Annotated in this window: 13 protein-coding genes; 8 read left to right on the forward strand and 5 right to left on the reverse strand. The window is 73.0% G+C overall.

Going from position 1 to position 13,246, the window contains the following annotated elements:
* Positions 1 to 468 precede the first annotated feature (468 nt).
* Positions 469 to 618, forward strand: coding sequence for a hypothetical protein (locus tag NX794_RS34480; protein WP_258783637.1), 150 nt, complete (start codon positions 469 to 471; stop codon positions 616 to 618).
* Positions 619 to 629: 11 nt separating this feature from the next.
* On the opposite strand, the gene NX794_RS34485 is transcribed toward NX794_RS34480, so the two are convergent.
* From NX794_RS34485 to NX794_RS34500, 4 genes are all read right to left on the reverse strand, one after another.
* A complete protein-coding gene (locus NX794_RS34485; protein WP_258783638.1) occupies positions 630 to 1,163 on the reverse strand; it encodes a GNAT family N-acetyltransferase in 534 nt (177 codons plus the stop codon).
* Between the two features lie 56 nt (positions 1,164 to 1,219).
* On the reverse strand, positions 1,220 to 2,140 hold the full coding sequence (locus tag NX794_RS34490) for a zinc-binding dehydrogenase (RefSeq protein WP_258783653.1): 921 nt from the start codon (positions 2,138 to 2,140) through the stop codon (positions 1,220 to 1,222).
* Between the two features lie 194 nt (positions 2,141 to 2,334).
* Positions 2,335 to 2,559, reverse strand: coding sequence for an acyl-CoA carboxylase epsilon subunit (locus NX794_RS34495; RefSeq protein ID WP_258783639.1), 225 nt, complete (start codon positions 2,557 to 2,559; stop codon positions 2,335 to 2,337).
* Positions 2,556 to 4,100: an acyl-CoA carboxylase subunit beta gene (locus NX794_RS34500; protein ID WP_258783640.1), complete on the reverse strand. Its 1,545-nt coding sequence runs from the start codon at positions 4,098 to 4,100 to the stop codon at positions 2,556 to 2,558. Before NX794_RS34500 ends, NX794_RS34495 begins: the two co-directional genes overlap by 4 nt.
* 320 nt (positions 4,101 to 4,420) lie before the next feature.
* On the opposite strand from NX794_RS34500, the gene NX794_RS34505 reads away from it, so the two are divergent.
* Positions 4,421 to 5,074, forward strand: a complete 654-nt coding sequence (locus NX794_RS34505) for a LuxR C-terminal-related transcriptional regulator (RefSeq protein WP_258783641.1) — start codon at positions 4,421 to 4,423, stop codon at positions 5,072 to 5,074.
* Between the two features lie 133 nt (positions 5,075 to 5,207).
* Here the strand turns inward: NX794_RS34505 and fabG are convergent, their stop codons facing one another.
* On the reverse strand, positions 5,208 to 5,972 hold the full coding sequence (gene fabG / locus NX794_RS34510) for a 3-oxoacyl-ACP reductase FabG (protein WP_258783642.1): 765 nt from the start codon (positions 5,970 to 5,972) through the stop codon (positions 5,208 to 5,210).
* A gap of 200 nt (positions 5,973 to 6,172) precedes the next feature.
* Between fabG and dmpI the strand changes: the two genes are divergently transcribed.
* The 6 genes from dmpI (at position 6,173) to NX794_RS34540 (ending at position 13,149) form a co-directional block, all read left to right on the forward strand.
* Entirely contained in the window at positions 6,173 to 6,355 is a 183-nt protein-coding gene (gene dmpI, locus NX794_RS34515) for a 4-oxalocrotonate tautomerase DmpI (RefSeq protein WP_030941186.1), read from the forward strand.
* 100 nt (positions 6,356 to 6,455) lie between these two features.
* Complete coding sequence (locus NX794_RS34520) at positions 6,456 to 7,508, forward strand: phosphotransferase family protein (protein ID WP_258783643.1); 1,053 nt, start codon at positions 6,456 to 6,458, stop codon at positions 7,506 to 7,508.
* A 43-nt stretch (positions 7,509 to 7,551) separates the two neighbouring features.
* Entirely contained in the window at positions 7,552 to 8,766 is a 1,215-nt protein-coding gene (locus NX794_RS34525) for an acyl-CoA dehydrogenase family protein (RefSeq protein ID WP_258783645.1), read from the forward strand.
* 152 nt (positions 8,767 to 8,918) lie between these two features.
* Entirely contained in the window at positions 8,919 to 10,241 is a 1,323-nt protein-coding gene (locus tag NX794_RS34530) for a beta-ketoacyl-[acyl-carrier-protein] synthase family protein (RefSeq protein WP_258783646.1), read from the forward strand.
* Positions 10,238 to 12,076, forward strand: a complete 1,839-nt coding sequence (locus NX794_RS34535) for a CoA-transferase (RefSeq protein WP_258783647.1) — start codon at positions 10,238 to 10,240, stop codon at positions 12,074 to 12,076. Before NX794_RS34530 ends, NX794_RS34535 begins: the two co-directional genes overlap by 4 nt.
* A 95-nt stretch (positions 12,077 to 12,171) precedes the next feature.
* Positions 12,172 to 13,149, forward strand: a complete 978-nt coding sequence (locus NX794_RS34540; protein WP_258783648.1) for a ketoacyl-ACP synthase III — start codon at positions 12,172 to 12,174, stop codon at positions 13,147 to 13,149.
* Positions 13,150 to 13,246 lie beyond the last annotated feature (97 nt).

The following is a 13,246-nucleotide window of genomic DNA, read 5'->3' on the forward strand; positions in this document are numbered from 1 at the left end:
GAGGGTTTCGCCGCGCCGGGCGCCGCTTACAGCGAGGTCCACCCGGACGAGAAGGCCACCACCACTTGCGTCTGCACAGCGATTCCCCCTCCGGAACGGCTCCGGTTCTCTGCGGTGTGATCCCATGCGGGAGGCAGCGACATCCGTCCGTTGCTGCCCCCCGCGCCTCGGCGGCTGACATCTGATCGCCCGTGGTGCGGAAACCCTCTACAGACCGCTCGGTCTCATATCCCTTGACGGTCTTGGCGGGCACCCCGCTCGTGCACGGGGCGGGGGCCGCCGGCGGCGAGTCGCTCCAGGGGCGGATAAGGCCGCAAAAGCGGACAAAAAGGATACATGGGTCGCCCTGAATGCGTCCGGTCCATGACCCAAAGCCCCCCGTCACCGAGCGAATCCCGCTCGTGCGCCCCCTGCGGGCAGCCGAAGCGACTCACCCGCGCATACACATTATCGAAGCACGATCACACAGTGCAGGGCCTGGCAGAAAAAAACCGGCTGCCCCGTCAGAACAAGAAGGGCAACGGAAACGAGCCGCACGCGGTCGCCGTGAGCGTGCCGGGCCTGTCCGTGGCAGCGGCGGCGGCCGTGGGCGGACTCTCCCTCACCCGGGCGCGCTGACGCCGGTGCCGTCAGGCCTCGTACTCCGTCAGGTCGATCTCGTACACCCGGACGTCGTGGCCCCCGTCCGGGTCCTGGTCCGTGCCCGTCGGCCGCATGCCGAGTTTGCGCAGCACGTTCGCCGAGGCGGTGTCGCCGGTCCGGCAGGCGGCGAGGACCCGGTCGAGGCCACGGTCCTGGAGGGCGAACTCCAGCGTGGCCTGGGCCGCCTCCGAGGCGTACCCCTGGCCCCAGAACTGACGCCCGAGCCGCCAGCCGACCGTCACCCGGTCCGCGACGGCGGCCGGCGAGTCCGCGCGGTGGAGGCCGACGGCCCCCGCCAGCTCACCGGACCCGAGGAGTTCGACGGCGAAGACCCCGAAGCCCTCGTCGTCCCATTCCTCCTCCCAGTCCTCGATGTCCTGGGCGGTCTCGTCCAGGGAGCGGGGGGTGCCGTCGCCGATCCACCGCATCACGTCGGGATCGGCGTGGATCTCGGACAGGGGCACCACGTCGTCGTCCAGCCAGCGGCGCAGCAGGAGACGGGGGGTGTGGATGTCGGTCATGCCCCCCATCCTGCCTGCTCCGCGACCCGGCCCCCGCCACGCCCGACGAGCCGCCGCTACGACACGGTGAGCACGGCGTTCGCCGTGATCCGGCGGTCGCGCAGGTCGCCGAGGACGGTCGCGGTGTGCCGCCAGTCCTCCTGACGGCCGATCTGCGGGTGCAGCCGGCCGCTCTCCACGAGCCGGACCAGGGCGGCCAGGTCGGTGCCGAACGGCTCGTCGAAGTGCTCGTAGTGGAAGTGGCGCACGGTGGCCGAGCGGGGGCCCTTGAAGAACGCGAAGAAGCTCAGCTCGGCGGGCTGCCGGGAGGCCTGCCCGAACCAGATCAGCTGGCCGCGCTCGCGCAGCAGGGCGAGGGCGCGCGGGGTGGAGGTGTCGCCGACGGACTCCAGGACGATGTCGAAGGGGCCTGTGGCCTCGTCGAGGTCCTGTACGACGGTGGCGCCGAACCCGGCCAGCAGCTTGCCCCGTTCGGGGGTCGCCGTGACCGCGGTGACCTCGGCGCCCGCGCCGAGCGCCAGCTCGGTGACGTAGTGGCCGACACCGCCGGACGCGCCGGTGAGCAGGACGCGCCGGCCGCCGAAGGAACCCGCCACGCGCAGCAGGCGCAGGGCGGTGAGGCCGGCGAGGGGCAGCGCCGCCGCGCTCTCGAAGGAGACGGCGTCGGGCAGCACGGCCAGGGAGCGGGTCGGTACGGCGGCGTACCGGGCCCAGCCGTTGGCCGGCGGGTGGCCCACGACCCGGGTGCCGACGGCCGGCCCGGAACCGTCCGCCGCCGCTCGCACGACCACGCCGGCGACGTCCTTGCCGGGCCGGCCGCCCAGGCGCAGCGGCCCGTGGAGCTGGAAGACCTCGCCGCGGTTGACGGAGAACGCCCGAACCTCGACGAGCGCCTCGTCCGCCGCCGGCTGCGGCGTCTCGGCCTCGCCGAGTTCGACCATCTCCTCGGGTCGTCCGGTGGGCAGCAGGGCTTTCATCGGGTGACCTGCTGCGGGCGCGGCTGCGGGCATGGCTGACTCCTGAGTCCTGTCGGGGATGTGCTTCGTGAGCGGGCGCGCGGCCTCGGGGCCGAACGCGCCGGGCTGGTGTCCGGCACGCTAGGGGCGGGCATCGGCGCGGCTCAACACGTGTGCCGCGCACGTGCGCCGGGAGTGCTCCGGAAGTGACACGGTCACCAGGCGGACGGCGGAGCCGGCGGCCGGGCCCGCCAGGTGCCGGCGACCGGATGCCGGGCGGGCCGGGTCCAGGCCGCCCTGACCGGGACGGGCGGGAGGCTCGGGGCGGCGGCGCGGCACGCGGCCACGGCGTGCAGCACCGCGAGGAGCGCGGCGATCTCGTCGGCGTCGGCGCTGCCGCGCACCAGCCGCACGGTGGGGGAGGGGGTCTCGGCGCTCATACCGGCTGGTTCCCGTGCTTGCGCTCGGGCAGCCGCGCGTGTTTCGCGCGCAGCATCCGCAACGACCTGATCAGCACCTCCCGGGTGCGGCGGGGATCGATGACGTCGTCCACGAGACCGCGCTCGGCGGCGTAGTACGGATGCATCAGTTCCTCCCTGTACTCGGCCACGCGCCGTGCCCGGGCGAGTTCCGGGTCGTCGGCCGCGGCGATCTCCCGGCGGAAGACGACGTCGGCCGCGCCCTCCGCGCCCATCACGGCGATCTCGTTGGTGGGCCAGGCGAAGGACAGGTCGCAGCCGATGGAGCGGGAGTCCATGACGATGTACGCGCCGCCGTAGGCCTTGCGCAGGATGACCTGCACCCGGGGCACGGTGGCGTTGCAGTAGGCGTAGAGCAGTTTGGCGCCGCGCCGGATGATGCCGTCGTGCTCCTGGCCGGTGCCCGGCAGGAAACCGGGCACGTCGACCAGGGTCACCAGGGGGATGTTGAAGGAGTCGCAGAACTGCACGAACCGCGCGCCCTTCTCGGAGGCCGCGATGTCCAGGGCGCCGGCGCCCGCCAGCGGCTGGTTGGCGACGACACCGACGACCTGGCCGCCGAGCCGGGCCAGGGCGACGACCAGGTTGGGCGCCCACAGCTCGTGCAGTTCGAACCAGTCGCCGTCGTCGACGAGTTCCTCGATGACCCGGCGGATGTCGTAGACCCGCTGCGGGTCGGCCGGCACGAGGTCGAGCAGGGCGTCGCCGGCGCGGTCGACGGGGTCGTCGGTGACGGCGTCGGGCGGCAGCTCGCGGTTGTTGGCGGGCAGCATCGACAGCAGGTGGCGCACGTCCTGGAGGCAGGACTCCTCGTCGTCGTGCAGGAAGGTGGAGACACCGGAGCGCGCCGAGTGGACATCGGCGCCGCCGAGTTCGTCGTGGCCGACCCGCTCGCCGGTGACGGCGTGCACGACATCGGGCCCGGTGATGTACATCTGCGCGGTGCCGCGCACCATGAACACGAAGTCGGTGAGGGCCGGCGAGTACGCGGCGCCCCCGGCGCACGGTCCGAGGACCACGCTGATCTGCGGGATCACCCCGGAGCAGCGCACATTGCGGGTGAAGATGCCGCCGTACCCGGCGAGCGCGGTCACCCCCTCCTGGATGCGCGCGCCGGCCCCGTCGCTCAGGGCGACCAGGGGTGCCCCGGCGGCCTCGGCCATGTCCATGATCTTGTGGATCTTCTGGGCGTGGGCCTCGCCGAGCGCCCCGCCGAAGATCCGGAAGTCGTGTCCGTAGACGAACACCTGCCGTCCGTCGACGGTGCCCCAGCCGGTCACGACACCGTCGCCGGCCGGCCTTCTCGTCTCCAGGCCGAAGCCGGTGGCACGGTGCCGGCGCAACCCCTCGACCTCGGTGAACGAGCCCTTGTCCAGCAGGAGGCCGAGGCGTTCGCGGACGGTGAGCTTGCCCCGGGCGTGCTGGCGCCCGGTGGCGGCCGGATCGGGCCCGGTCAGCGACTCGGCGTGGCGGGCGGCAAGTTCGCCCAGGCGTTCGCGCACGGAGAACTCCTTTTCTGCGCACCGGAAATGAGCTGTCTCCCCACGCTAGACAGACCCGTCGCACGTCCGGCAGGGCCCCTTTCCCAAAGGGCGGCCCGGTCATTCCTTGGTGACAACGCCCCTGCCCCGTACGGCGTTTCCCGGCACTCCTCGGAATGAGTCTCTCGGAGTGTTCTCGTGCACTGAGGTGGCACTGTCGGGCCGACTCCGGCCAATGGGGGTTAGTTTCGGTCTCCCCCACCCGTTTCCCCCACCCGGCGGAAGGAGCCGTACATCCACCCTCCCTCTCTACCTGGAGCCTCTCTATCTGGAGACAGAACATGAGCGAGGAGAAAACCCTCTCGTCCCGGCACATCGCCGTGATCGCGGACCCGTTCCCGATCTCCCGCGCTGCGGTGGCCTCGCTGCTGCGCCGCTCCGGCGCGGTCGACGAGGCACAGGAGGCGAAGACCGGGCAGGGCGCACTCGACCTGGTGCGCAGGCTGCGGGCCGACATGCTGGTCACCGAGGTGGACCTGGCGGGCCGGGGCGACGGGGTTCAGCTGGTCAGGCAGGTCAAGGGGCTCGCCCGGCCGCCGACCGTCCTGATGTTCACCGGTGCCGACGATCCCGCGGTGGTCGCCGCGTGTCTGGTCGGCGGGGCCGACGGTTTCGTCCACCGTACGGCCTCGCCCGACCGGCTGGTCCGGGCCGTGGAGACCCTCGCGGCGGGCCGGTCCGTCTGGCATCTGCGCGAACACGCGGGCCTCGCCCCGGTCCCGGGAACACAGCCGCAGGTGCCCGGGATGACCGCACGCGAGCAGCAGATACTGGGCCTTTTGCTGGGCCGGTACTCCAACGACGAGATAGCGGCCGAACTCCATCTGGCCCGGCAGACCGTCAAGAACCACGTCAGCAATGTGCTCACCAAACTGGGCGTGGCCAGCCGGCGCGAACTGCTGACCCGCCGGGAGCCCGTTCCGACGGCTTCCTGAAAAGCCGTGCGGAAGGGCGGGAACGCCAAGGGAAGAACACAGGAGACAGGAGAGCACAGGGAATGAGCAGGACGGGCCCCGTCCTGCTCATTCCCTGTGCGCGTGCGGTGCGTGCGGCGGTGACCGCGGTGATTCAGCCCAGCGGACCGCCGGCCACGTACAGCACCTGTCCCGAGACGAAGCCCGCCCGCTCGCCGGCGAGGAACGCGACCGCCTCGGCCACGTCCTCGGGCTCGCCCACCCGCCGTACCGGGATCTCGGCGGCGCGGCTCTCCTTGAACTGCTCGAAGGTCAGACCCAGCCGGGCGGCCGTCGCGGCGGTCATGTCGGTCGCGACGAACCCGGGGGCGACGGCGTTGGCGGTGATGCCGAATCTGCCCAGCTCCAGGGCGAGGGTCTTGGTGAAGCCCTGGAGACCGGCCTTGGCGGCGGAGTAGTTGGCCTGGCCGCGGTTGCCGAGCGCGGAGGACGAGGACAGGTTGACGATCCGGCCGAAGCCGGCGTCGACCATGTGCCGCTGCACCGCGCGGGACATCAGGAAGGCGCCGCGCAGATGGACGGCCATGACGGTGTCCCAGTCCACGGCGCTCATCTTGAACAGCAGGTTGTCGCGGAGCACACCCGCGTTGTTGACGAGGACGGTGGGCGGCCCGAGTTCCCCGGCCACCCGCGCGACGGCGGCCGCCACCTCCGCCTCGTCGGTGACGTCCGCCGCGACGGCCAGCGCCCGGCCGCCGCCCCCGATGACGCGTTCGGCGGTCGCGGCGGCGCCCGGCCCGTCCAGGTCGAGTACGGCGACGGCGAGTCCGTCGGCGGCGAGACGCTCGGCGGTGGCCGCTCCGATGCCGCGGGCCGCTCCGGTCACCACGGCGATGCGCTGGGGGGTCGTCTGTGTCATGTCCGGGAATTTATGCGGCGTACGCCCCCTCCCGCGGAGCGGTGTTTCCTACGAGACACCGCACGGCGTCCTAGGGGTCATTCTCCTTGAAGGCGTTCCCGGGCCCGGCCTAGCGTTCCGGTCATGCGGAGGCCGCCGCCGGAACGCACGGCGACGGAATGCGCGACATTCCCGGATGAGAAAAGCCCCAGGAGGTTGAAATGCCGATCGTGACCGTTCAGCAGGGTCCGCGTGACGTCGAGCTCAAGCGTGACCTGGTCGCCCGTATCACGGACGCCTTCGTCGACGCCTACAAGATCCCGGCGGAGACGGTCCAGGTGTGGATCCAGGAGGTCCCGGCCGACAGCTGGGGCGCCGCGGGCAAGCTCATCGCCGACAGCTGACGTCCGCCCCCTCTTCCCTCTTCCTCCAGTGCGGTCCCGGCCCCGCCCTCGCGGGCGGCCGGGACCGCGCCGTACCACCGTCAAGCGAACGGAGAGCACCGTGACGACACCGACCGGCACGACGGCGCCCGGTGCCCTCGACGGCATCGACGCCGGGCGGCTCGCGCGCTGGCTGGAGAGCCGGCTGCCGGGCCGTGGTCCGCTGGAGGCGGTGACCCCCCTGGCCGGCGGCCGGTCCAATCTGACGTACCGCGTCTCCTGGAGCGGCCGTACCCTCGTGCTGCGCCGGCCGCCGCTGGGGCATGTCCTGGCCACCGCCCACGACATGGCGCGCGAGTACCGGGTGCTGAGCGCGCTCGGCCCGGCCGGTGTGCCCGTGCCGCGGACGTACGCGCTGTGCCGGGACGAGGACGTGCTCGGCGCCCCCTTCTACGTCATGGCCTTCGCCGAGGGCATCGCCTACCGCGGCGACGACGAACTCGCCCCGCTCGGACCGCGCTCGGCACGGCGCACCACCCACGCGCTGGTCGACACCCTGGCCCTGCTGCACTCCGTGGACCCGGGGCCCGCGGGCCTCGCCGGCTTCGGCCGGCCCCAGGGCTTCATGGCCCGGCAGGTGCGGCGCTGGCGCCACCAGTGGGACGCCTCGCGCACCCGGGAGGTGGACGGCGCCGACCGGCTCAACGACCGCCTGGCGGCGACCTGTCCGGAGTCGGGCGCGGTCGCGGTCGTCCACGGCGACTACAAGCTGGACAACGTGCTGCTCGACCGGGCCGACCCGGGCCGGGTCACCGCGGTGCTCGACTGGGAGATGTCCACGCTCGGCGACCCGCTGGCCGACCTCGGCATGCTCTGCGTGTACTGGGACGGCTTCGCCGGCGTCGACCGCCCGCCGGTCGCGTCCCCCGGCGCCCTGCCCGGCTGGCCCGGCCGCGACGAGCTGGTGGAACGGTACGCGGCACACGGCGCGGCCGGTCTGGAACACCTCGGCTGGTACGTCGCGTTCGCCTTCTACAAGCTCGCCGCGATCCTGGAAGGCATCCACTGCCGCACCGTTCAGGGCCTCACCGTCGGCGAGGAGTCCGCGAACCTCGCCGACGCCGTACCGCTGCTGGTGGCCCGCGGCCACGACGCCCTGCGCACCGCCGGCTGACCCGGCCGCCCGGAACCCGCCCCGCCCGCAACGGAGTTGCCCCATGGACTTTTCCCACGACGCCCGGACCGAGGAACTGCGCACCAGGATGCGCGCCTTCCTGGACGAGCACGTGCTGCCCGCCGAACCCGTCTTCCACGCCCAGTACGACGCCGCCCGCCCCTGGAGCCGCCCCCCGGTGCTCCGGGAACTCAAGGACGAGGCACGCCGGCAGGGCCTGTGGAACCTCTTCCTGCCCGACGACCGGTTCGGCGCGGGACTGACCAACCTCCAGTACGCCCCGCTCGCCGAGATCACCGGACGCAGCCCCTTCATCGCGCCGGAGGCCGTCAACTGCGCGGCCCCCGACACCGGCAACATGGAGGTCCTCGCCCTGTTCGGCACCCCCGCCCAGCAGGACCGCTGGCTGAAACCCCTGCTCGACGGGGCGATCCGCTCGGCCTTCTGCATGACCGAGCCGGAGGTCGCCTCCTCGGACGCCGCGAACATCACCACCCGCATCGAACGCGACGGCGGCGGCTATGTCGTCGACGGCCGCAAGTGGTGGTCGTCGGGCGCGCTGGCACCGGAGTGCGAACTGCTGATCGTGATGGGGAAGACCGACCCGGACGGCCCCCGCCACCGGCAGCAGTCGATGATCCTCGTACCGCGCGACACTCCCGGCGTGCGCGTCGAGCGCGGTGTGCACGTCTTCGGCTACACCGACGGCCCGCACGGCGGGCACGGCGAGGTCGTCTTCGACCGCGTCCGGGTGCCCGCCGAGAACATCATCGCGGGTGAGGGGGAGGGCTTCGCCATCGCGCAGGCCCGGCTCGGCCCCGGCCGCATCCACCACTGCATGCGGCTGATCGGCATGGCCGAGCGCGCCTTCGACCTGATGTGCGCACGCGCCGCCCACCGGGTCGCCTTCGGCAAGCCCCTCGCCGAACAGGGCGTGGTCCGCGAGTGGATCGCCGAGGCCCGCGTCCGCATCGAACAGGCGCGGCTGCTGGTGCTCAAGACCGCCTACCTGATGGACACGCTCGGCAACCAGGGCGCGCACACCGAGATCCAGGCCATCAAGATCGCAGTACCGGCGATGGCCGAGTGGGTCATCGACAAGGCCATCCAGACGCACGGGGGAGGCGGCGTCTCCCAGGACTTCCCGCTCGCCGAACTCTGGGCCCACGCCCGCACCCTGCGCCTGGCCGACGGCCCCGACGAGGTCCACCGCGCCTCACTGGCCCGTCGCGAGCTGCGCCGCTACCGGACCACCTGACGACCCCTCACCGCAAAGCCGCCCTTTTCCGGAAGGGCGGCTTTCCGTATTTCCGGACGCATTTACGAGCGGTACCGCGAGTACTGTTTTCCCTTGGAAAGGGTACCCGGCGGCCCATGGCCGCCGATCCGGCCACGGATAACTTTCCAGGTATGACGAACAGTGAATTCGAGATAACCGGATCGGCGAGTTCGGCGTCATCCCGCCTGGTGCCGGAGAACGAACGCGTCGTCGTCACGGGAATCGGCGTCGTCCTCCCGGGCACCCTCTCCGTCGACCGGTTCTGGGCGAACATCTCGGGTGGCAGGTCCCAGGTGGGCCGGCTCACCCGGTTCGACGCGGAACAGGCCGGCCTCCCGGTGTACGCGGCGGCCGAGATCGACGGCTTCGACCATCACCCCTTCCTCCCCGAGCTGACGGACGCGCACGCGGCCAAGTACTCGCGGGAGATCCTCATCACCATGTCGGCCCTCGCCGAGGCCCGCCGTGACGCGGGACTCGGCCAGGACGCCGTGGACCCGCGCCGGCTCGGCATCGTCATGTCCTCCTCCCGCGGCCCGTTCGGCTGGTGGCGTGACGTGCTCACCGGCGCCGACCCCGGCGCCTTCGGCGACAAGGGCGCCATGTTCCGCGGCCTGCCCGGCTGCCCGGCCTCCCTGTCCGCCGTCTACACCGGCGCACAGGGCCTGGTCACCACCGTCAGCAACGCCTGCGTCGGCGGCCACCAGGCCGTCCAGCTGGCGCTGCGGGAACTGCGTTCCGGCGCCGCGGACGCCATGCTGGTCGGCGGCCACGAGTTCCCGATCGTGCCCGAGGTCGCCGCCTGCTACCGGGCGATGGGCAACGGGGTGCTCTCCTCCGAGCGCCGGGAACCGAGCCGGGCGGTGCGCCCCTACAGCAACGACCGCGAGGGCTTCGCGCTCGGCGAGGGCTCCGTCGTCCTGTGCCTGGAGCGGGAGTCGGCCGCCCGGCGGCGCGGCGCCCGGATCTACTCCGAGATCCTCTCCGCCGCCTCCCTCAACGAGGCCGCCCACCCCACCACCATGGACCTGACCGGCAAGGTCACCGCCTCGGTCATCGAGGACGCGCTCGCCGACGCGGGCCGGGGCGCGGGCGACGTCGACTACTTCTGCGCGCACGGCACCGCCACCCGCTACAACGACATCGCCGAGTCGCGTGCGCTGCGCGCCCTCTACCCGGAGCGCACCGCCACCGCCCTGCCGCCGCTCAGCTCCAACAAGCCCGTCTACGGCCACACCTTCGGCCTGGCCGGCATCATCAACGTCGCCGCGACCAGCCTGATGATCCACCACCAGACCATCGCGCCCACCATCAACTTCACCACGCCCGACCCCGAGTGCGACCACGACCACGTCTTCGAGGGACCGCGCCCCGCCAAGGTCGACCTCGCCGTGTCCATGTCGTTCGCCTTCGGCAGCCAGACCGCGGTCGTCGCGCTGGGAGCCCCGTCATGAACCGCCCCCTGATCGCCGCCGACGTCGACGCCCTGGTCCGCGCCCTGGTCCGCCCCGGCGACCACGTCCACCTGGCCGGCACCCCGTCCCGCCCCAACGCCCTCACCTACGCCCTGTGCCGGGTCTTCGGAGCCGGCGGCCGCCTCACGGTCTCCACCACCGCCGTGCACTCCTCGGCCCACGCGCTCGCGCTGTCCGGCGTCGCCGAGAAGGTCATCGCCGGTTTCGCCGGGGACACCTACCCCTCGCCCCGCCCCAACCCCCTCTACGCGGACCTGGAGAAGGGCGAACCGTTCACCTTCGAGGCCTGGTCGCTGCTCAGTTACGTCCAGCGGCTGATCGCCGGCGCGCAGGGAGCCCCGTACGCCGTCACCGGCTCCCTGGCCGGCACGGACCTCGCCGAGGGCAAGCCGGACGCGCTGCACCGCGTACCCGATCCCGCCCGCCCGGGCGAGGAGATCACCCTCCTGGCCCCCCTCCGCCCCGACATCACCCTCGTCCACGGTGTGGCCGCCGACGAGGACGGCAACATCGCCCTGCTCCCGCCGCTCGGCGAGGGCGCCTGGGCCGCGTACGCCGCCGGACGCGGTGTCATCGCCTCGGTCGAGAGGATCGTCGGCCGCGAGGAGCTGCGCCGGATCAACGACCGTGTGGTGATCCCCGGGCAGCGCGTCCTGGGCCTGACCGAGGCCCGTCTGGGAGCCCACCCCCAGGCCCTGCGCACCGGCGGGCTCGCCGGCGTCGAGGGTTACCTGGACGACTACGCCTTCCTGGAGGAGATCGTCGCCTCCTGCCACGGCGAGCACCGCGGCCGGGACTGGTACGACACCTGGGTCACCGCCCCCGGCTCCCACGAGGAGTACGTACGCCGCCTCGGAGCCCGCCGCCGCACCGCCCTGCGCATCCCGCCCGCCACCACGGCGGCCGAGGACGACTACGACGCCGAGACCGCGACCTGGGCGGAGGTGCACCGCTGCGAGCGGGAGGCCGCGTCCCAGGCGAGGTCCGCGCCCGCACCGGCCGCCGTACCCGCACCGGCCGCCGCCCCCGCGGAACCCGCGACGGCCGCCGACGCCCCCGCGCCCCCCACCCGGCAGGAACGTCTGATCGTGCTCGGCGCCCGCGCCGTCGCCGAGCAGGTGCGCACGCACGGCTACGACACCCTGCTCGCCGGGATCGGCACCTCGCACATGGCGGCCTGGCTCGCGGCCGAGCTGCTGCGGACCGGCGGACAGGACGTCAAGGTCGTGGCCGAGCTGGGCATGTACGGCTTCCGCCCCGAGGGCGGGGACACCTTCCTCTTCAGCCTGCTGCACGCCGGCACCGGCGAGATGCTGGCCGGCATCCCGGAGATCCTCGGCGGCATGGTCGCCGCCAACCCCCGGGCGCTGGGCGTCCTGGCCGCCGCCGAGATCGACGAGAGCGGCACGATCAACACCAGCCGCGGCGCGGACGGCCGCTGGCTGACCGGCTCGGGCGGCGCCAACGACATCGCCTCCAGCACCGACTGCGTGGTGATCGCCCCGTCCTCCCGCCGCCGGTACGTCACCGAGGTCACCTACCGCACCAGCCCGGGACACCGCGTCCGCGAAGTGGTCAGCGACTTCGGCCGCTTCACCCGCGACGACACCGGAGCCGGCTTCCGCCTGGCGACCTGGCTCCCCGCCGAGGGCGCCGCGGACGGGCCCCGGGAACTCTCCCGCCAGGCCGCCGAGGCGGTGGCGGCCCGCACCTCCTGGACGGCCGACACCTCGCGGGTCACCGCCGAGAAGCCCGTGACCGCCGAGGAACTGACGGCCCTGCGCGCCCTCGACCCGGACGGCCGCTTCCGCTGACGGCTCCCGCCGCCCGGACCCACCGCGGCGCGATCCGCGGCCGGCCCTCCCACACCTGCCCCCCATCCACGTCACCCCGCACAAGGAGTCCCGCCATGCACCACCGCACCGAAGCCCGCACCTGGACCGGAACCGGCCTCAAGTTCTCCGGCCTCGGCCACTACTTCCCCCGCCACCACCGCGTCCACGACGGCGAGGTCACCATCAGCGGCCGCACGCACCCCCCGGAGGCCGCCGCCGAACTCGGCGTCCGCGCCCTGCACGTGGCCGACGAGGACGAGACACTGGAGTACATGGCCGTCCAGGCCGCCCGCTCCGCCCTGGCGAACGCCGGCCGGGAGGCCGGCGACCTCGACCTGGTGGTACTGGCCAACTGGACCGACCGCCAGTGGATACCGGAGATAGCCCCCGGCGTCGCCGCCGCCCTCGGCGCCCTCGGTGCCCTCGCCTTCGACGTCTGCGGCGCCTGCACCGGCTTCGTGCACGGCGTGCAGACCGCCGCCGCCCTGCTCACCGCGCACCCCGGCTGGAAGCGCGCCGTGGTGGTCGCGGCCGACCGCTTCACCCGCCGCGCCCGCCCCGGCACCCGCGGCCAGCTGGTCTTCGGCGACGCGGCCGGCGCCGTCGTCCTGGAGAAGGGCGACCCGGACGACCCGAGCGGCCTGATCGACTCGGTCCTGGACTGCGACGCCTCGGAGGCGGACACCGTCGCCGCCCGCGCCCCCGAGGGCTTCCTGCGCCCGAAGCCGGAACTCATCGACCTGGCCGTGCGCTCCAGCCTGAAGGTCGCCGGCAACGTCCTCAGCCGCAACGGCCTGAAGACCTCCGACATCGACTGGCTCGTCCCGCACCCCGGCAACAACGCCATCCACGCGGGCGTACGCGACGGCCTCGACCTGGAACCGGCCCGGTTCCTCACCAACTTCGCCGAACGCGGCAACACCGGCTGCGCCTCGGTCCCCATCGCGCTGTCCGAGTTCCACGAGAAGGGCGTCGTCCGGCACGGCGACCTGGTCCTGTCCACGGCGGTCGGCTCCGGCTGGTACTACGGCGGGCTCCTGTACCGCCTGTGACCCGGCCCGTCCCTTCACCCCCCTGTACCCACCGACCGAACCCAGCGAAGGAACCTCATGAGCCTCACGCACCCCACCCCCCCCCCCCCCCCCGCCC

It is taken from the genome of Streptomyces pyxinicus (genome assembly GCF_024753135.1).
Lineage (GTDB): Bacteria > Actinomycetota > Actinomycetes > Streptomycetales > Streptomycetaceae > Streptomyces > Streptomyces pyxinicus.

What these genes read in the sequence shown, in the direction of transcription:
- NX794_RS34485 (WP_258783638.1), bottom strand. Translation starts at nt 1,163, where the DNA reads ATGACCGACATCCACACCCCCCGTCTCCTGCTGCGCCGCTGGCTGGAC.
- NX794_RS34490 (WP_258783653.1), bottom strand. Translation starts at nt 2,140, where the DNA reads ATGAAAGCCCTGCTGCCCACCGGACGACCCGAGGAGATGGTCGAACTC.
- NX794_RS34495 (WP_258783639.1), bottom strand. Translation starts at nt 2,559, where the DNA reads ATGAGCGCCGAGACCCCCTCCCCCACCGTGCGGCTGGTGCGCGGCAGC.
- NX794_RS34505 (WP_258783641.1), top strand. Translation starts at nt 4,421, where the DNA reads ATGAGCGAGGAGAAAACCCTCTCGTCCCGGCACATCGCCGTGATCGCG.
- fabG (WP_258783642.1), bottom strand. Translation starts at nt 5,972, where the DNA reads ATGACACAGACGACCCCCCAGCGCATCGCCGTGGTGACCGGAGCGGCC.
- dmpI (WP_030941186.1), top strand. Translation starts at nt 6,173, where the DNA reads ATGCCGATCGTGACCGTTCAGCAGGGTCCGCGTGACGTCGAGCTCAAG.
- NX794_RS34525 (WP_258783645.1), top strand. Translation starts at nt 7,552, where the DNA reads ATGGACTTTTCCCACGACGCCCGGACCGAGGAACTGCGCACCAGGATG.
- NX794_RS34530 (WP_258783646.1), top strand. Translation starts at nt 8,919, where the DNA reads ATGACGAACAGTGAATTCGAGATAACCGGATCGGCGAGTTCGGCGTCA.
- NX794_RS34535 (WP_258783647.1), top strand. Translation starts at nt 10,238, where the DNA reads ATGAACCGCCCCCTGATCGCCGCCGACGTCGACGCCCTGGTCCGCGCC.
- NX794_RS34540 (WP_258783648.1), top strand. Translation starts at nt 12,172, where the DNA reads ATGCACCACCGCACCGAAGCCCGCACCTGGACCGGAACCGGCCTCAAG.